We start from the raw sequence: 18,204 nt of genomic DNA, 5'->3' as shown, positions 1-18,204 counted from the left end.
TCCATATTAATTTGGTTATGGATGATCATGAAAATCCTATTCAGTTATCGTTCCTAGGCGCTTGATCATGCCGATCAGTTGCAGCGCCTGACGCAGCGCCGCCGCGGTTGCCGCCACCATAGGCGGCAATAGCAGCCATTCCAACGTCCAGGCAGCCCCGGAGCGTTCCTGTTCGTGCACGAGCGACTGATGAATGCCCGAAAGCTGCACGGCATTGAAGCGGGCAAACGTGACCAGCACTTCGGCGGCAACCGGGTTCTGCTTGTGCGGCATGGCCGAGGAACCGCCGCCGCCCGCCAGTTCGATCTCATCGCCGGCCTGCGCCAGAAGCGCGACATCCTGGCCAATTTTACCAAGGCTGCCCGAAATCATGGAAAGCAATCCCGCAAGTTCGGCCATGCGCGCCCTCTGGCTTTGCCATTGCGGTTCGTCTGCCAGCCCGAGAGCCTGCGCCAGTAAGCCTCTGATTGCAGCCGCTTGCGGCCCGAGCTTCTCGAGCGTGCCGGCGGCACCGCCGAATTGCAGCGGAAACCTCTCCTGTGTCAGCCGATCGCGATATTGATCGAGTGGATGGCGCCACGCCAGCAGCCGATCCGACACCGTGATCGGAATCGCCGCCTGCATCCGGGTGCGACCCATCAGTCTATTCGATCCGAAACGCTCTTCCAGTTTGGAAAGCGCTGATGATACGGCAAAGAGACGACCGCTGAGGACAAACGCAACTGCTTTCAGCCGCAGCATCAGGCTGGTGTCGATGACGTCCTGACTGGTGGCGCCGAAGTGGACATGGCCACTCGCATCTCCACCAACCGCCTTGCGCAGCTGCCTGACAAGATCGGGCACGACGACGCCATCAGACGCAGTTGCAGTCTTCAAGCTCTCCAGATCGGGCTCGAAGCTTTTGCAGACCTCAGCGATCCGCTCGGCCGCAGCCGGCGGAATCAGCCCCTGCCGCCCCTCGACCTCGGCAAGTGCGACTTCGAAGGCAAGCATAGATCGAATATCGGCCCTGGCCGAAAAATAGTCCGCGATCTCTTCGTCACCGAGGAGGCCGGACAGGAACGGGTGGTCGAAAGGAGAAGCGCTCATGGCCTATATATCGAGGAAAACCGTTTCCTTGTCGCCCTGCAAATGGACATCGAAGGTGTAGGTGGAGCCTTCCTTCACGCCAATCATTGTCGCGACACGATCCTTATGTTCGATCCGCACGAGTAAGGGGTCTTCTGCGTTTGCGGCAGTCTCCTCCGGGAAATACATGCGCGTGTGCAGACCGATATTGATACCCCGCGCCACGATCCAGAAGGTGATGTGCGGCGCCATCTTACGGCCGTCCTTGAAGGGCGCACGCCCCGGCTTGATAGTCTCGAAACGAAAAACGCCGTCAGTCGAGTTGGTCGGGCAGCGCCCCCAGCCAGTAAAATTCGGGTCGGCGGTGCCACGCAGCTCCGAGGGGCTGTTGTAAAGCCCTGCGCTGTCTGCCTGCCAGATCTCCAGAACGGCATCCCTGACCGGCGCACCCGCGCCATCGAGTACCCTGCCCGTGATTGTTATGCGCTCACCGAGCGTCTTGTCGTTGACCATGGTGGAGCCGAGATCGGCCTCATAGACGCCGACGATCTCGCTATAGTTCGGCGTGAGGCCGATATGAACGTAGGGGCCCGCCGTCTGTGACGGCGTTTCCTTGAGATAGCCGAGTTCCTGTACCATCAATTGCCCTCCAGCCGGTTTTCGAACAGGGTCGAACGGCGACCGCGCAACACGATATCGAATTTGTAGGCGCGAGCATCCATCGGGATCGTGTTACCCCAGTCGAGCGGCGCGATCAGCTGCTCGACCGCCTGCTTGTCGGGGATCGTCCCGACGATCGGACATTTCCAGATCATCGGGTCACCCTCGAAATACATCTGCGTGATCAGCCGCTGGGCAAAGCCATGGCCGAACACCGAGAAGTGGATATGCGCCGGCCGCCAATCATTGACGCCATTCGGCCAGGGATAGGCGCCGGGGCGGATGGTGCGGAAGGCATAGCGGCCTTCGTCGTCGGTAATGGCACGGCCGCAACCGCCGAAATTCGGATCGATGGCAGCGAGATAGGTTTCCTTCTTGTGGCGATAACGCCCGCCGGCATTGGCCTGCCAGAATTCGAGCAGGACACCCGGCACCGGCCGGCCACGCTCGTCGAGTACGCGGCCGTGAACAATGATCCGCTCGCCGATAGCGCTTTCGCCCGCCCTGGCAAAATTGTGGATCAGGTCGTTGTCGAGCTCATTCAGTATCGAATGGCCGAAAACCGGCCCGGTGATCTCCGAAATCGTGCCGTCGAGCGAAAGCAATGCGCGTTGCGGCGAGCGCAGCACGGAAGTCTTGTAGCCAGGCGAAAATGCCGGCGGATGCCAGGCCCGGTCTCTGGAGAAAAAGGCGCCCGTCTCGGGCTTGCTATTGCTTCTGTCGGACATGTCTGCCTCGCTTCATGCCGCTTCTTCGGCGTCCATCTGTTCGAAAACCTGCTTGGCGATCTTGATCGCATGGTTTGCCGCCGGCACGCCGGCATAGATCGCCACATGCAGAAGCGCTTCGCACACGTCGTCCCGCGTCGCGCCTGTATTGCGCGTCGCGCGCACGTGCATGGCCACCTCGTCATCCTGACCGAGCGCCGCCAGCAGCGCGATCGTAACGATGGACCGTTCACGCCAGCTGAGCGTCGGGCGCGACCAGACATGTCCCCAGGCGGCCTCGGTGATCAGCTCCTGGAAAGGCCGATCGAACTCGGTGACGCCGTGTTGGGCACGATCGACATGGCCGTCGCCCAGCACGGCGCGGCGGGTCGCCATGCCCTGCTGGTAACGCTCGGACGGCGTGTTGGGGTCATTCATGGGGCTTGTTCTCCACGCAGGACGACGTCGATGAAGGCACGGATGACTTCGGTCAACGCCTCGGGTTGTTCGACGCAGGGAATATGGCCGGCGTCCTTGATGACTTCATAGCGCGCATTCGGAATAAGTTTCGCCGTCGAGAGCACCAGCTCCGGCGGCGTCGAACCGTCCTGATCGCCGACGATGCAAATGGTCGGCACGGCGATCTTTGCGGCGGCCTCGGTCAGATCGGCGTCGCGAAGCGCGGCGCAGGTTGCGGCATAACCTTCAACCGGTTGCCGGATCAGCATGTTGCAATAGCCGGCGTAGGCGATGTTTTCCGGACGGCGAAAGGCAGGCGTGAACCAGCGCTCCATAATCGCATCGACGATGGATTCGATGCCTTCAGCCTCTACTGCCGCGATACGGGCATTCCAGCTTTCGGCCGTGCCGATCTTGTGGGCGGTATCGCAAAGGATTAGCGCCCGCACCAAATCCGGGCGACGCTGATAGAGCGACTGGGCAACCAGCCCGCCAACCGAAAGACCGCAAATGATGGCATTCTTCACCGAGAGAAAATCGAGCAGACCGGCAAGGTCTGTCGCATGATCCTCGATGGAATAGGGCATTTGACCGAGATCGGAGAGGCCATGGCCGCGCTTGTCGTAGAGTACAATGGCGAAATCGCCGGCGAGCCGCACGATCACATCGCGCCAGATCCGGAAATCGGTACCCAGCGAATTGGCAAAGACAAGCACCGGCTTATCGGCGGGGCCACCAATGATCTGGTAATGGATCGTGACGTCGTTAATACGGGCAAACTGCACTGGAAATCTCCTCGGGCGCGAGATTGGATGTATAATCTGGTTAGGTAAAATGATATTTCTTTGCTCTACGATAACTCAATGGTTATGAATGGGCATGCTCGACGCACGCATTAAATTCCGCCATCTGCAGACCTTTGTCGAGGTTGCGCGCCAGAAAAGCGTGATCAAGGCGGCGGGACTGCTGAATATCAGCCAACCGGCAGTGACGAAGACGATCCGCGAACTCGAGGAGGCGCTGGGCGTCGCCGTCTTCGAACGTGACGGACGCGGCATTCGCATTACCCGCTACGGCGAAGTCTTCCTGCGCCATGCGGGTGCGGCGCTGACGGCGCTCCGCCAAGGTCTGGATTCGGTATCGCAGGAACGCTCGGGCGAAGCGCCGCCGATCCGCGTCGGCGCCCTGCCGACAGTTTCGACGCGGATCATGCCTCGGGCGATGGACCTGTTTCTCAAGGAAGAGACCTGGAGCCGCATCAAGATCGTGACCGGCGAAAACGCTGTGCTTTTAGAGCAGTTGCGCGTCGGCGATCTCGACCTGGTCGTCGGGCGGCTTGCCAGCCCCGAAAACATGGCTGGTTTTTCTTTCGAGCACCTCTATTCCGAACAAGTGGTCTTCGCCGTGAGAGCCGGCCACCCATTGCTGTCCGACAAGCAATCGCTGTTTTCCGATCTCAACCGCTACACGATCCTGATGCCGACGCGCGGTTCGATCATCCGTCCCTTTGTCGAGAGCTTTCTGATCGCCAATGGCGCGGGCGGCGTGCCCAACCAGATCGAAACCGTTTCGGACTCCTTCGGCCGCGCCTTCGTGCGATCGAGCGACGCCATCTGGATCATCTCGGCCGGCGTCGTTGCCGGCGATGTCGAAGACGGGCTGCTGGCGCTGCTGCCGATCGACACAAGCGAGACGAAGGGGCCGGTGGGCTTGACCGTTCGCACCGACGCCATTCCCACCTTGCCTTTGTCGATCTTGATGCAAACCATTCGAGAAGCGGCAAGCGAGGTTACCAAGAAGGCCTAGATTGCGCTCACAACGGCAGGCCGACATAGTTCTCGGCCAGCGCGGTCGATGCGGCACGCGAATGGGTGAGATAATCGAGTTCGGCTTCCTGGATCTTCTGATCGAAATCGCTGGTATCGGGAAAGCGATGCATCATCGTCGTCATCCACCATGAGAAGCGGACTGCTTTCCAGACCCGGGCGAGCGCCCGCGCGGAATAGGCATCCAGTCCTGCATTCGAGCGATCCTGATAGTGCTCGACAAGACCTGAGAACAGATAATGGACGTCGCTCGCCGCCAGATTGAGCCCCTTGGCACCCGTCGGTGGCACGATATGAGCGGCATCGCCGACGAGGAAAAGGCGGCCGAAGCGCATGGGTTCTGCCACGAAGGAGCGCAGCGGCGCGATCGATTTTTCGAAAGATGGGGCCGTGATGAGTGCCTCGGCATGATGGGTTGGCAGCCGACGGCGCAACTCATCCCAAAAGCGGTCGTCGCTCCAGTCCCCCACCTTCTCGTCGAGCGGACATTGGATGTAGTAACGGCTGCGCGTCATCGAGCGCATGGAGCATAGCGCAAAGCCGCGCGGATGGTTGGCATAGATCAGCTCGTGATTGACGGGCGCCACTTCGGCCAGCACACCAAGCCAGCCGAAGGGATAGACCTTCTCGAAGCTGCGTACCGCCTTTTCCGGAACCAATTTGCGGCTGACGCCGTGAAATCCGTCGCAGCCGGCGATGAAATCGCAATCGATGCGATGGGAAACGCCGTCCTTCTCGTAGGTCAGATAGGGCGTGTCGCCATCGAAGCCGTGCGGCTGGACATTGGCCGCGCTGTAGATGGTCGGTGCGCCGCTTTCCTCGCGACGGACCATCAGGTCGCGGGTCATCTCCGTTTGGCCGTAGATGACGACTCGCTTGCCGCCGGTGAGCCCATGAAGGTCGATACGATGATCACGACCGTCGAAGGCAAGCGAGAAGCCGTCATGCGGCAAACCCTCTGCATGCAGACGCGTGCTGGACTTCGCCGCATCCAGCAACTGCACGGTGCCCTCCTCCAGGACGCCGGCGCGCACGCGTCCGAGAATGTAGTCCTTGCCGACGCGATCGAGAATGACATTGTCGATGCCGGCCTCCGTCAACAGCTGACCGAGCAGCAGCCCGGACGGGCCTGAGCCGATAATGGCGACTTGAGTGCGCATCTCATCCTCCCATGCGTGTCATTTCCCCTCAAGTCTGTTCGGCGCGCGGCGGATCCGCAATGGACATTTCGATCATGAAATTGCACAAATCGAACATGACGGAAGAGGAAAGCCATGACCAGGAACGTGCCGACCTATGAGCTCTACGGCGAAAATACCGGCCAAAAGCCGGATTTTTGGCTCCATTGCGAAACAATTCCCTCCCGTAGCAGCCTTCATCATTGGGAGATCCGCCCGCACCGGCACGAGAGCTTCTTTCAGATCTTGTACATAGACGCCGGATCCGGTGACGCGGTCTTCGACGGCATTCCGCATGCAATCGTGCCGCCCGCCGTCATTACCGTGCCGCCGCGTCTCAACCACGGCTTCCGGTTCTCGCGCGACATAGACGGCTTCGTCATCACGGTGCTGATCTCGCATCTGAAGGCCTCTCCAGGCGATCGCAGTCGCCTTGGCACATGGCTTGCCGAACCGCATCTGACCTTGCTGGATACCGGTGACGGAGATGCAGTCCACGTCGCCGGCACGTTAAGGCGCCTCGGTGAGGAATTCGCCAGCCAGCGCAGCGGCCGTACCGATCTTCTCGAAGCATATCTGACAACGGCACTGCTGCTAACGGCACGGATCGCCCGGAAAGCGGATGAACCCGCCAATCCGGACGATGAGACCGAGCGCCGGGTGGAGATGCTGCAGGCCCTCATCCAACGCCACTTCCGCTCTCATAAACCGGCCGCGTTCTACGCCGAGAGCTTGGGTATTTCACTCGCCCATCTCAGCCGCATCGTGCGCAGCCGGACCGGGCACGGCGCGCACGAGCTGATCACCCGCAAGCTGCTTGACGAAGCCAAGCGCGAGCTGGTCTTCACCTTCGCGACCGTCCAGGAAATCAGCTATCGCCTCGGCTTTGCCGACCCAGCCTATTTCTCCCGCTTCTTTGCCAAGCAGACCGGCCAAACACCCCGCGCCTGGCGTATCGAGGAACAGGAACGGCTAGGGATGTAAGAGATAATCGGCCTTCCTCTATGCTCATTCTGAGGTGCTCAGCCGAAGACGGAGCCGCGAAGGACGAGGATGGCTCCGAAAAATACAAAAGCTACGGCAGGACCAGCCGCAGCGCCTTTTGCGTCTCCTTCAGCAGCGGCAGAAATCGCTCCGCCATCTCGGCGGCGGCGACATAGGCGGCCGGTGCGCCGATATTGATCGCAGCGACCGTCTGACCTCGGTCATTTTCGACAGGCACGGCAATCGAGCAGAGGCCGATTTCCAACTCTTGATCAATGACAGCGTATCCCTGCCCCCTCACCCGGCGGAACTCCGCCATCAGTTCCTCGGGATCGGTTTTAGTATTTGGCGTGTTGGCCTTGAGGTCGGTCCGTTCAAGCACTGCGCGTGCCTCGCTTTCCGGCAAGGCGGACAGCAGGACACGGCCCATCGAGGCGCAGAAGGCCGGAAGGCGGCTGCCCGGCGTCAGGTTGATCGACATCACCCGGCGCTGGGAGGCGCGGGCGATATAGACGACTTCCGTTCCATCGAGCACCGAGGCCGAAGCATTCTGTCCGGCACGCTCGGAGAGCAGGTCGAGATGCGGCTGGATGATTATCGGCAGGGGCGTTGCCGCCAGATAGGCATGGCCGAGCCGCAAGACCTTCGGCGTCAAGGTGAAGAACTTTCCATCATAGACGGCATAGCCGAGCTCCGAGAGCGTCAGCAATGAGCGGCGCACCGTCGCGCGGTCGAGCCCCGTCAGCTTCGACGCCTCGGCAATCGTCAGGCGCTGCCGCGTCTCACCGAAGGCTTCGATGACTTTCAACCCCTTGGCAAACCCACTAACGAAATCTGTTTCGCGCATATCGCATCCCCAAAGTCGCGCTCATTTTGTGCGATATATGAACAAATGTCAAATATCGCACAAATCCGTTGACGATCCTCAGTCGAAGGCGCTTATTGACGCCCACACGAGCAGCACTTTTTGAGGAGGCCCTATGGCGAAGATCCTATCGCTCTCACAGGCGGTGGCGGAGAATGTGCGGGATGGCGATACAGTCGCCATGGAGGGGTTCACCCATCTCATTCCTTACGCCGCGGGCCACGAAATCATCCGTCAGGGCAGAAAGGATCTCTTCCTGATCCGCATGACGCCGGACATTCTGTACGACCAACTGATTGGTGTCGGCGCAGCACGAGGCATGAAATTTTCGTGGGGCGGCAACCCGGGCGTCGGCTCGCTTCATCGCTTCCGCGACGCGGTCGAGAACCAGTGGCCTCGCCCACTGGTTCTCGAAGAGCATTCGCACGCCGCCATGGCCAATGCCTATGAAGCCGGTGCCGCAAACCTGCCATTTGCCATGCTGCGCGGCTATATCGGCGCCGACCTGCCCAAGGTCAACCCGAACATCAAGAGCGTCACCTGCCCCTTCACTGGCGAAGTACTCGCCGCCGTTCCTGCCATCCGGCCAGACGTTTCCATCATCCATGCGCTGCGTGCCGACCGAGAGGGCAATGTGTTGCTCGAAGGCATCGTCGGCGTCCAGAAAGAGGCAGTGCTCGCCGCCAAGCGCTCGATCGTCACGGTCGAGGAAATCGTCGACGAACTGAACCCGCCTTCGCCCAATTCCGTCGTGTTGCCGACATGGGCGGTAACAGCGGTCGCACTCGTCCCGGGCGGCGCTTTCCCATCCTACGCCCAGGGCTACTACGCGCGCTCCAACGCCTTCTATATCGCCTGGGACGAAATCGCCCGCGATCGCGAGAGCTTCCAGGCGTGGATCGAAGAGCATGTGATGAAGGCCAGTCCGGAGGACTTTGCCAAACATGCCGACAAGAAGCCGGTCAAATCGGCGTAGGGAGGTCAAGATGAGCGATTTTACGCCTACAGAAATGATGACGATTGCGGCGGCCCGCGCACTGACGAATGACGATGTCTGCTTCGTCGGCATCGGCGCGCCGTCAGCCGCCTGCAACGTCGCGCGGCTGACCCATGCGCCCGATATCACCCTGATCTACGAAAGCGGCACGGTCGGCACCAAGCCTGACGTTCTGCCGCTCTCGATCGGTGACGGCGAGCTTTGCGACACCGCACTCTTTACCGTTTCCGTGCCGGAGATGTTCCGCTACTGGCTGCAGGGCGGCCGCATCACCACCGGCTTCCTCGGCGGTGCGCAGATCGACAAATTCGCGAACCTGAACACGACCGTCGTCGGCCCTTACGATCACCCCAAGGTTCGCCTGCCCGGCGGCGGCGGAGCACCGGAAATTGCCAGCAATTGCGGCCAGATCTTCATCACCATGGCATTGTCGAAGCGCGGCTTCATCGAGAAGCTGCCCTTCATCACCTCGATGGGCCATGGCGAGGGCGGCAGTCATCGCGAGCGCTTGGGCATGAAGACGAAAGGCCCGACTCGCGTTATTACCGATCTCTGCATTCTCGAGCCTGATCCGGTCACCAAGGAATTGACTGTCGTGTCGATCCACAAAGGTGTAACCCGGGAGCAGATCACTGAGAATTGCGGCTGGACGCTCAAGTTTGCCGATGAGGTAATCGAGACGCCGGTACCGACCGAAACCGAACTATCCGTCCTGCGCGATATCAACGCGCGCACCAAGAAAGCCCATGAGGCAGCCTAATGACCGAAGCCTTTATCTGTGACTATATCCGCACTCCGATCGGCCGCTTTGGCGGATCGCTCTCCTCCGTTCGCGCCGATGATCTTGGAGCGGTGCCGCTGAAGGCGCTTATCGCGCGCAACCGCTCGGTCGACTGGGATGCCATCGACGACGTGATCTACGGCTGCGCCAACCAGGCAGGCGAGGACAATCGCAATGTAGCGCGCATGGCAATCTTGCTTGCTGGCCTACCGATCTCAGTGCCGGGCACGACGATCAACCGGCTTTGCGGTTCAGGCATGGACGCCATCATTGCAGCCGCCCGCGCCATCCGTGCCGGAGAGGCCGACATCATGATTGCGGGCGGCGTCGAAAGCATGTCGCGTGCACCCTTCGTGCTTCCCAAGGCCGAAAGCGCTTTTTCGCGCAACGCCGAAATCTACGACACCACCATCGGCTGGCGCTTCATCAATCCTGTCATGAAGAAGCAATACGGCGTCGACTCCATGCCGGAGACGGGCGAAAACGTTGCGGAAGATTATAAGGTCACCCGCGAAGATCAGGACGCCTTTGCCGTTCGTTCACAGGCCAAAGCTGCCGCAGCGCAGGAAAACGGCCGGCTTGCCAAGGAAATCACCTCGGTCACGATCCCGCAGCGCAAGGGCGATCCGGTCGTTGTCGGCAAGGACGAGCATCCGCGTGCGACCACGATGGAAGCACTCGCCAAGCTCGGCACACCCTTTAAAAAGGAAGGCGGTACGGTGACGGCCGGCAATGCTTCCGGGGTCAATGATGGTGCTGCCGCGCTCATCATCGCCTCCGAGGCGGCCGCTAGGAAATACGGACTGACGCCGATCGCACGCCTCCTCGGCGGTGCTGCTGCCGGCGTCGCCCCGCGTATCATGGGTATCGGCCCGGTTCCGGCGTCACGCAAGCTGATGGCCCGGCTCGGCATGCGCCAGGAGCAGTTCGACGTCATCGAACTCAACGAGGCCTTCGCCTCGCAGGGGCTTGCCGTGCTGCGCGAACTCGGCATTGCCGACGACGACGCCCGCGTCAATCGTAACGGCGGCGCGATCGCGCTTGGCCATCCCCTCGGCATGTCTGGCGCTCGCATCACCGGCACGGCAGCTCTGGAACTCAAGGAAACCGGCGGGCGCTACTCGCTCTCGACCATGTGCATCGGTGTCGGCCAGGGCATAGCCATCGCGCTGGAACGAGTCTGATCTTTTCGATCGCCTATGGTCCGTCGCCCCAACCGCGGCGGACCTCCGATATCAGCGCACCCCGCATGACAAATCAAATATGGCCGCAATTACCGAAGTGATCGGGAACGGCGGACGCTTTGATGCGTTTTCCTACTGCTCAGTGGGATCGATCGATGTCGTCACGCCAGAATTGCATAAAGTCATTTTCGTCAAACGTCCTTATCATTGTCATTGCCATCATCCTGTCGTTGTCGATAGCGCAAGCCGCTTTGGCAGCAGAAGGGCAGAATGCCAGCCATCCCTCGGAAGGGTTGTTTCTGGCCCAGATCGTTTTGCTTGTCATATCGGGCAGATTGCTCGGCGAATTGATGGTGCGGTTCGGCCAACCATCGATCATGGGACAGATCATTGCCGGCATCATTCTCGGCCCGTCCCTTTTCGGCCTGGCTTTCCCGCATGCGCAAGCGAGCCTCTTCCCATCAACTGAAGCGCAGAAGAGTATGGCCGACGCAGTGGCCCAGCTCGGCATCCTCTTTCTCCTGCTACTTGCCGGCATGGAGACCGATCTCGGCCTGGCAAAGCGCCTGCGCAAATCCGCGGCAGGCGTATCGCTGGCGGGCATCGTCATTCCTTTTGCCGCAGGCTTCGCCCTCGGCGAGTTTATTCCTGACTCCCTGCTTCCCGACCCTCAGAAACGGTTGGTCACCTCGCTCTTTCTCGGCACTGCGCTTTCCATTTCTTCGGTAAAGATCGTCGCCTCCGTCGTTCGGGAGATGGACTTCATGCGCCGAAACATCGGCCAGCTGATCGTTGCCTCTGCCATCATCGACGACACGGTCGGATGGGTGATCATCGCCATAACCTTCAGCCTCGCAGAAAAGGGCATGGTCGATCTGACGACGCTGGCGACAAGCGTCATCGGCACGCTAGCTTTCATGGCCGTCAGCTTCACGGTCGGGCGGCGGATCGTCTTCGAGATCATCCGCTGGACCAACGACAATTTTCGCAGTGACCTGCCGGCGCTGAGCGCCATCATCGCGATCATGGGCGCGATGGCGATCATCACCAATCTCATCGGCGTTCACACCGTGCTCGGCGCTTTCGTCGCTGGCATCCTGGTTGGTGAATCGCCGATCCTCACCCGCCAGATCGATGTGCAGCTTCGAGGGTTGACGACGGCACTCTTCATGCCCGTCTTCTTCGGCCTGACCGGTCTGCAGACCGATCTCACGGTGCTCGCCGATCCCTCGATCCTGTTGCTGACGGCAGCCGTCGTGATCATCGCAAGTGTCGGCAAGTTTGGTGGCGCCTTCGCCGCTGCCAAGATCAGCGGTTACTCGGGATCCGAAGCCCTGGCGCTGGGCTGCGGCATGAATGCCAGGGGGTCGACGGAGGTTATCGTCGCGACCATAGGTCTTTCTGTCGGCGTCCTCGACGAAAAACTGTTCTCCGTCATTGTCGCCATGGCCGTCATCACGACGATGGCCATGCCGCCGACGCTTCGCTGGGCGCTGGCGCGCCTGCCATTGCGGAAGGAAGAGCGCGACCGGCTGGAGCGCGAGGAATTCGAAAGCGAAAGCTTCCTCGGCAATTTCGAACGCATCCTGTTGACCGTCGACGGCTCGCAAAGTAGCCGCCTTGCCGCCTGGATCGCCGCCTTCTTCACGGTAACCCGCAGGATGCCGATCACCGTACTCGATGTCCGCGCGCCGATTGATGAGAGTGCAGAACGGGAGATGGCAAGCGCAAACGGTCAGCAAGTGCCACCCCAGAGCGGAACGGTTGCGCAGGAACTGCGCGAGTTCGCGACCGATCTGCTCTCGACGGCTGCTCCAGATGGCAGCCTGACCGCTGCGAGCGACATCCACATAACCGTCCGGGATAGGAATGGCGATCTCGAGACCGTGCTTAGCGATATTTCCAGCACCGGTCACGACCTTCTCTTTACCGGGGTGGAACCTTCCATGGGTCAGGATGGCCGCTTCAGCCGGCCACTTCAAATCATGACATCCGCCTTCAAGGGCACCTCGGCCATCGTCTCAGCCCGAGGCCCGCTCCCCGAACGCCCGCGGGACTTGCGGATTCTGCTGCCGGTGAGCGGTACCGAGCGCTCGATACGGGCGGCCGAGTTCGGGCTTGCCATCGCCAAGGCAGCCGGTGCCCATTGCGCGCTGCTGTTGATCGTGGAACCGCGACAGGTCAGGGCCATCCCGCGCATCAGCGACCGCGGTAGCGACCATCAGGATGTTCTGAGGATCGTCGGTGAAATCGCCGGTTATTACGGTGTGGAGGTAGAAAAGGTCATCCAGGAGGGCCCCTCTCCGGAACTGTCGATCCTGCGTCACGCTCGCAGCGGCAGGTACAATCTGATCGTGCTGGGGGTGAGCAAGCGGGCAAGCGGCGGTCTTTCCTATGGAAGCGTCGCCGACACGCTTCTGCAGACCGCCGACCGGTCATGCATATTCATCGAAACCAATCTGGCGCCCAGCGCGGCGCTGCCGAACCAGTCTTGATCGCTTTTTGATATCCGGCTGCGTCATCAAGGCTGCAATCTGCTTGCTTGGACGGGCGGCCGCACTCATCGTCTTTCAAGCTGAGCGGAGATGGCCGCCTTCTCTATGACCGACCAGACGTCATGGATCCGCCCTTGCAAAAATTCGTAGAAGACGTTTTCCGAAAACTGCACTCTTTTGCCATTCACCGGCAGGCCGAACAGCATGCCCTTCGGCGTACAGTCAAAGCGCAAGCGGCTGGCAACACGCGGCGGCTCGCAAACCAACAGGCCGATGTCGAAATGAAGATCGGGTATCGCACGAAAATCTCCTTCGAGCATCTCGCGATATCCTAATAGTCCGATATAGTTTCCGTTGTAGCTGATATCATCGTGGACGAAATCGGCCAAGTTCGCCCAGTCCTGCCGATTCAGGCAGGCAATATAGCCTCGATAGATCTCGGAAAGGCCGGCGCTGGACATCTTGTTGCCTTTGTAGTTCTCCCAGCACCGGCAGATCGCTTAAGCTGATACCTGCCATCGCCGGCGCCCTGCCTGCCTCATCGCAATCGGATGCTTGAGCGGCGGTGCCGGACGGCCGATATGGTAGCCTTGAACAGCGTCGATACCAAAGGATTTGACGAGGTCGAGCTGCTCCTCATCTTCAACGCCTTCGACCAGGATGCGATGGCCGCGGTTGCGCACTAGAACGATAATGTCCTCAAGCAGAACCTTAGCACCCTCGCTTTTTACAGCATCGTGAAGGAACGACTTGTCGATCTTGACGGTCTCGAACTCCATTAGGCGCAGCCAGGAGAGCCCTGCAAATCCGGTTCCGAAATCGTCAAGCCAGAACTTGATGCCGAGCCTCTTCAGATCCTGAATGCTTTCGAGCACGTCCGGGCGTATTTCCATCTCGACGCCTTCGGTGATTTCGAAGGCCACCCTGTGTCCCGAGACACCCGTTTCCGCCAGGATCGCCGCGACCTGCGCGGCAAAGCCTGGCGCGCGAAGCTGGATCGGGGATACATTGACACTGACCGTTTCAACGAGATCACGCGAAAGCAAATCGCAACATGCTCTTCTGATCGCCCAGTAACCAAGCTCGATGATTGCGCCAGTGCGTTCTGCTACCGGGATGAAGACCGCCGGAGACGAGCTCGACCCGTCGAGCAGTTGCAGCCGCATCAGGGCTTCATAGGCGCCGATCTCTCCCGTCTCCAGAGATTGGATCGGCTGATAAACCAGCGAAACGAGGTTCTGCTGAATGGCGATCTTCAATATCGCTGCGATATTCTCGCTCGCATCCCCGCCGGGAAGCTCGTTCGGATCGAATATCCTCGCGCAGTTGCGGCCGCTCGCTTTCGCCGAATAGAGCGCACGATCGGCCTCGTTGATGACGTTTTCCAGCTTCGTGCCGACGATGTCTCTGGTGATGGTCGCCCCGACACTCACCGTGACGTGCCTGAAGCCATCCAGTCGCTGCGCATGGACGATATCAAGCGCTTCAATCCCCTCGCAGATGGCTTGGGCCAAAGCCAACGCATCCGCACTGCGATCAAGATCGATAATGACGATGAACTCCTCGCCGCCGTATCGCCCCACCGTCGCGCCCAGAGGGGCCACAATATCCGACAGGGCGTTTGCGACCGTGACGAGACAATGGTCGCCTTCCTGATGGCCATAGTAATCGTTGTACTTCTTGAAGAAATCGACGTCGACCAACAGCACCGCGAATGCAACCGCATCCTGACGCCAGCGTTCCCAGAACTGCTTGAGGCGGATATCGGCGGCTCTTCGATTTTCCATCCCCGTCAGGGAGTCCGTGATCGACAGGCGCAGAAGGGCTTCGCCGCGCTCCGTCGCCTGGCGCTGCTGCAACTCGGCTTCCCTCGCATTGAGAAAGACGTTGAAGCGCTCCTTGTTCAGCTTCCAGTTTACATAGGATGTGAAAATGAAGCAGCAGGAATAGAAGGTCGTGAACGCAAGGCAATAGGCCAGGCTGTAGTGGAACTGGGTGAGCGACAGCAGAAAGGAAACGAAGATCAGCCCCGATGAGACAACTGCGAGGCTGAATTCGAGGCTGAAGAACAAATTGACGCCCATCATGAAGATAGCGCCGAAAGCGGCATAATAGGAGAAGGCCTCGGCATTTGCGGTCTGCAACGCCGGTACCAGCCATACGATATATCCGAGGACCACCGCGGCTGCGCATGTAGCCTCAAGTTCGCCAGCACGGCGCTGGTGCGCAAACTGGATTTCCAGAACCAGCAGCGAGATGATGCCAATCAGGAAACGCGCCGGAATCGTCACATGCGAAACGTCGGGAATGAAGATTAGGTCCGTTACCAGGAACAGAACATAGACCGGCACAGCAAGCCATAGGCCGCTGCGTGCCACGGCACGGCGCGTCTCGTCACTGTAATCCTTATAAACAGTGCGCAACCCGACGGGGTCGCTCGTCCGGCGTGGCCCTCCCCGGTCAGAATCGCTTCCTCTCGACAATCGACGCATGTTCACCATCACCCGAGTTAGCCGAGACTTCATGTCCACCGCAGTTCGCTTTGCGTCGCTCAACCGAACAAAATGCTTGCTTCACCGGGCTGCTAATTTGCTTCGTTTGATAACGACAGCGTTGCAACAGTGACATTAACAAAACCATAGCGCTCACATTTTATGTGGGATATGGTTTTCATAGTCTTCACGGAATCATTTAAAATTGAAACAATTTCAAATTGCTCTCGACGGCTACAGCCTTGTAACCGCACAATCGATCTCGGAGCACGCGAGATCTACGGTTAACAATTTTACAATCGACCAAACTAAGGAGGGCGAAGCAGAACTCGCCCTCATTCTGTCATTGACGCAACAGGCATTTGAAACCAACGCGCCCGTTCACGGCATCATGAAAGTCCTGACTGAACGGTTGCAGACACTGAAGAACAAGGTAACACCGCTGACCTGGACGCACCTTGCTGCGCTGGCACAGATGCATCCGGTCTCGTCCTACCTGTTTCAGGATCCCCTGACCCGGTGGTCGTTCGAAAAACCACGCGGGTACAGCGGTGATGCCCAATTGCTGGATTTCATCTACGAGCACCCGGCAGTCGCCTCCCAGGTGAAAGAAGCAACGCCGCTTGGAGCCGAAATCTACGATTTCACGCGGCAGGCAGCATCGGCGGTCGCCGTGCGCGAAAGGCGTGATCTTCTTGCCGGGCATATCGATGCCGTTGCCAACGAGAGGCCGAATGCAGAGGTCCTGGCGATCGCCGCCGGGCACCTGCGCGAAGCGGAGCGCTCGGATGCCTTTAAGAGCGGCAAGCTCAGACGCTGGGTCGCGCTCGATCAGGATCCGATCAGCGTCGGATCCGTCAGCTCGACCTTTCACGGCAGTTGCATCGAAGCGGTCAACGGATCCGTTCGCACCATTCTCGGACGAGCGCAGAAGCTCGGAACTTTCGATTTCATCTACGCAGCGGGCCTATATGACTATCTGGCAGAAAGCGTCGCCGTAAAATTGACGGAGCGGTGCCTGCAGATGCTAAAGCCGGGCGGAAAGTTTCTTCTCGCGAACTTTGCCCAGGATATCGGCGTCGAGGGTTACATGGAAACGTTCATGAATTGGCCGCTGATCTGGCGAACCGACCGGGATGTCCAATCGATCGTGGATAAGGTCAAGCACCCGATCGCCGACAGCATCGTCACGCGCGGCGAAAACGGCGGCGTTATCTATGCGATGCTGACCGTTTGATGCCTGTGATGGGCAGCTCACGGCCGAGCCGCGTTGCGGCTTGGCCGGCTGAGACGATACCCCATAAACAGTAGCGGATAAGCTAGCATGATTGCGGCGAAAGCTGCGGGCAGGGCAATGTCCTGATCGAACATGTGCCTGCGCAGCATATAGCCCGATACAAGATAAGGCGTGTTCCAGAGAGCCGCGCCCAAAAAGGTTGCGATCGCAAAGCGCATGGCGGGCAAGGCAAGCGCTCCGGCGGGAAATGCGAGATAGACCCTCGCAACCGGAATGATCTGGCCGACAAAGGTGACGCCAAACCGGTGATCACGATACCCGTCTTTCAGTCTCCAATACCAACCGCTTCCCACCCCAAAACGTTTCTCCATTTGCGAAACAAACGCGTCCCCGCGTTCGACGCCGAACCAGCGGCCCAGCGCATACCAGAACAACGAGCCGGTCGTTGACCCCGCAGCCGTAACGGCAACAACCCATGGCATCTTGCTCAAGTCGGACACCCCGAACATCCCGAGCATGATGAGCATGCCGCCGGAGGGGACGATGGGGATCAACTTCTCCACTGCGGAACAGAGAGCAAGGCCAAGCAGGCCCCATGCAGCCAAAGCCGGCAAGAAGTCGAGGACGTCGGTTTGATTGATCATGCCCCGACCGCCGACTGCTTTAACGGCTTTCGTCGCACGATCTTATAGACACGCGCGGGCGGAAAGTTGCGCAGCACCCATCCGTGCAGCGTCGCCTTGAAGCCAAAGCGATCGAGCAGGCGATGTGGCACTGGACAGCGCATCCCGTAAGTGAACTGATAGAGCGCACCGCCCTCGCGCAACCGCGATAACGCCCCATCGAGGATTGCAACGACTGCCTTTGGAGACATGTTTAAGAGCGGCAGGCCGCTGATCACGCAACCAAACAAAGGCCCTTCCGGCGGGATATGGGTGCCGAGCCTTGCGGCATTGGCACATAGGACGCGGGCGTCCGGAAAGCGCCTTTGCAACATGACTGCAAAATCGGCACTGAATTCCACCAGGGTGAGATCGCTTTCCCTGACGCCGCGAGCAAGCAGCGCCTCGGTGAAAACGCCGGTGCCAGGCCCAAGCTCAAGAATAGGCCCAGAAGATGGGTTCACCTCGCTGGTGATAAGGTCGGCCAATATCGGGCCGGATGGAGCAATTGCGCCCACCATGCGTGGGTTGATCAAAAGAGTTCGCAAGAATAGTGAGGTGTTGGACATCTGTTCCCGTCCCGTGCGGTCCTGGAGATTCGGTTGTTGT

The 18,204-nt window shown here is 59.7% G+C and carries 18 protein-coding genes; 7 read left to right on the top strand and 11 right to left on the bottom strand.

Going from position 1 to position 18,204, the window contains the following annotated elements; all coding sequences use genetic code 11:
* Nucleotides 1-36 precede the first annotated feature (36 nt).
* From QD461_RS10450 to pcaD, 5 genes are read right to left on the bottom strand one after another with little or no spacing between them, the layout of a single operon-like run.
* Nucleotides 37-1,089: a 3-carboxy-cis,cis-muconate cycloisomerase gene (locus QD461_RS10450; RefSeq protein WP_414087696.1), complete on the bottom strand. Its 1,053-nt coding sequence runs from the start codon at nucleotides 1,087-1,089 to the stop codon at nucleotides 37-39.
* 3 nt (nucleotides 1,090-1,092) lie between these two features.
* Nucleotides 1,093-1,707 carry a protocatechuate 3,4-dioxygenase subunit alpha gene (gene pcaG / locus QD461_RS10445; protein WP_414087695.1) on the bottom strand — a complete coding sequence of 205 codons (615 nt, stop codon included), beginning with the start codon at nucleotides 1,705-1,707 and terminating at the stop codon, nucleotides 1,093-1,095.
* Nucleotides 1,707-2,456, bottom strand: a complete 750-nt coding sequence (gene pcaH / locus QD461_RS10440; protein ID WP_414087694.1) for a protocatechuate 3,4-dioxygenase subunit beta — start codon at nucleotides 2,454-2,456, stop codon at nucleotides 1,707-1,709. Before pcaH ends, pcaG begins: the two co-directional genes overlap by 1 nt.
* A gap of 12 nt (nucleotides 2,457-2,468) precedes the next feature.
* Nucleotides 2,469-2,873: a 4-carboxymuconolactone decarboxylase gene (pcaC, locus tag QD461_RS10435; RefSeq protein ID WP_414087693.1), complete on the bottom strand. Its 405-nt coding sequence runs from the start codon at nucleotides 2,871-2,873 to the stop codon at nucleotides 2,469-2,471.
* The gene (gene pcaD, locus QD461_RS10430; RefSeq protein WP_414087692.1) at nucleotides 2,870-3,679 is read right to left on the bottom strand and encodes a 3-oxoadipate enol-lactonase; all 810 of its coding nucleotides are present in this window, start codon (nucleotides 3,677-3,679) and stop codon (nucleotides 2,870-2,872) included. The genes pcaC and pcaD overlap by 4 nt, the downstream gene beginning before the upstream one ends.
* Nucleotides 3,680-3,773: 94 nt before the next feature.
* Here pcaD and pcaQ point away from each other — a divergent pair, with 94 nt between their 5' ends.
* Nucleotides 3,774-4,700, top strand: coding sequence for a pca operon transcription factor PcaQ (pcaQ, locus tag QD461_RS10425; RefSeq protein ID WP_414087691.1), 927 nt, complete (start codon nucleotides 3,774-3,776; stop codon nucleotides 4,698-4,700).
* 7 nt (nucleotides 4,701-4,707) lie between these two features.
* Here pcaQ and pobA read toward each other — a convergent pair whose 3' ends face one another.
* Nucleotides 4,708-5,880: a 4-hydroxybenzoate 3-monooxygenase gene (gene pobA / locus QD461_RS10420; RefSeq protein ID WP_414087690.1), complete on the bottom strand. Its 1,173-nt coding sequence runs from the start codon at nucleotides 5,878-5,880 to the stop codon at nucleotides 4,708-4,710.
* 114 nt (nucleotides 5,881-5,994) lie between these two features.
* On the opposite strand from pobA, the gene QD461_RS10415 reads away from it, so the two are divergent.
* On the top strand, nucleotides 5,995-6,882 hold the full coding sequence (locus QD461_RS10415) for a helix-turn-helix domain-containing protein (protein WP_414087689.1): 888 nt from the start codon (nucleotides 5,995-5,997) through the stop codon (nucleotides 6,880-6,882).
* Between the two features lie 91 nt (nucleotides 6,883-6,973).
* Here the strand turns inward: QD461_RS10415 and QD461_RS10410 are convergent, their stop codons facing one another.
* Nucleotides 6,974-7,729, bottom strand: coding sequence for an IclR family transcriptional regulator (locus QD461_RS10410; RefSeq protein WP_414087688.1), 756 nt, complete (start codon nucleotides 7,727-7,729; stop codon nucleotides 6,974-6,976).
* Between the two features lie 133 nt (nucleotides 7,730-7,862).
* Between QD461_RS10410 and QD461_RS10405 the strand changes: the two genes are divergently transcribed.
* From QD461_RS10405 to QD461_RS10390, 4 genes are all read left to right on the top strand, one after another.
* A complete protein-coding gene (locus QD461_RS10405) occupies nucleotides 7,863-8,723 on the top strand; it encodes a CoA transferase subunit A (RefSeq protein WP_414087687.1) in 861 nt (286 codons plus the stop codon).
* Between the two features lie 10 nt (nucleotides 8,724-8,733).
* Complete coding sequence (locus QD461_RS10400) at nucleotides 8,734-9,504, top strand: CoA-transferase subunit beta (protein WP_414087686.1); 771 nt, start codon at nucleotides 8,734-8,736, stop codon at nucleotides 9,502-9,504.
* Nucleotides 9,504-10,709 (top strand): 3-oxoadipyl-CoA thiolase, encoded by a 1,206-nt coding sequence (gene pcaF, locus QD461_RS10395; RefSeq protein ID WP_414087685.1) that lies wholly within the window; start codon nucleotides 9,504-9,506, stop codon nucleotides 10,707-10,709. Before QD461_RS10400 ends, pcaF begins: the two co-directional genes overlap by 1 nt.
* Before the next feature lie 155 nt (nucleotides 10,710-10,864).
* Nucleotides 10,865-13,204, top strand: coding sequence for a cation:proton antiporter (locus tag QD461_RS10390; RefSeq protein WP_414087684.1), 2,340 nt, complete (start codon nucleotides 10,865-10,867; stop codon nucleotides 13,202-13,204).
* 65 nt (nucleotides 13,205-13,269) lie between these two features.
* Here the strand turns inward: QD461_RS10390 and QD461_RS10385 are convergent, their stop codons facing one another.
* A complete protein-coding gene (locus tag QD461_RS10385; protein WP_414087683.1) occupies nucleotides 13,270-13,665 on the bottom strand; it encodes an ester cyclase in 396 nt (131 codons plus the stop codon).
* 39 nt (nucleotides 13,666-13,704) lie between these two features.
* On the bottom strand, nucleotides 13,705-15,627 hold the full coding sequence (locus QD461_RS10380; RefSeq protein WP_414087682.1) for a putative bifunctional diguanylate cyclase/phosphodiesterase: 1,923 nt from the start codon (nucleotides 15,625-15,627) through the stop codon (nucleotides 13,705-13,707).
* A 274-nt stretch (nucleotides 15,628-15,901) separates the two neighbouring features.
* Between QD461_RS10380 and QD461_RS10375 the strand changes: the two genes are divergently transcribed.
* Nucleotides 15,902-16,933 carry a class I SAM-dependent methyltransferase gene (locus tag QD461_RS10375; protein WP_414087681.1) on the top strand — a complete coding sequence of 344 codons (1,032 nt, stop codon included), beginning with the start codon at nucleotides 15,902-15,904 and terminating at the stop codon, nucleotides 16,931-16,933.
* A 17-nt stretch (nucleotides 16,934-16,950) separates the two neighbouring features.
* Here the strand turns inward: QD461_RS10375 and QD461_RS10370 are convergent, their stop codons facing one another.
* Nucleotides 16,951-17,577 carry a DedA family protein gene (locus tag QD461_RS10370; protein WP_414087680.1) on the bottom strand — a complete coding sequence of 209 codons (627 nt, stop codon included), beginning with the start codon at nucleotides 17,575-17,577 and terminating at the stop codon, nucleotides 16,951-16,953.
* A complete protein-coding gene (locus QD461_RS10365) occupies nucleotides 17,574-18,164 on the bottom strand; it encodes a class I SAM-dependent methyltransferase (RefSeq protein ID WP_414087679.1) in 591 nt (196 codons plus the stop codon). The genes QD461_RS10370 and QD461_RS10365 overlap by 4 nt, the downstream gene beginning before the upstream one ends.
* Nucleotides 18,165-18,204: the final 40 nt, after the last annotated feature.

The organism is Rhizobium sp. BR 314 (assembly GCF_047445805.1).
In the GTDB taxonomy this organism is placed as follows: domain Bacteria; phylum Pseudomonadota; class Alphaproteobacteria; order Rhizobiales; family Rhizobiaceae; genus Rhizobium; species Rhizobium lusitanum_B.
This window is presented reverse-complemented; position numbering and strand designations above follow the sequence as displayed.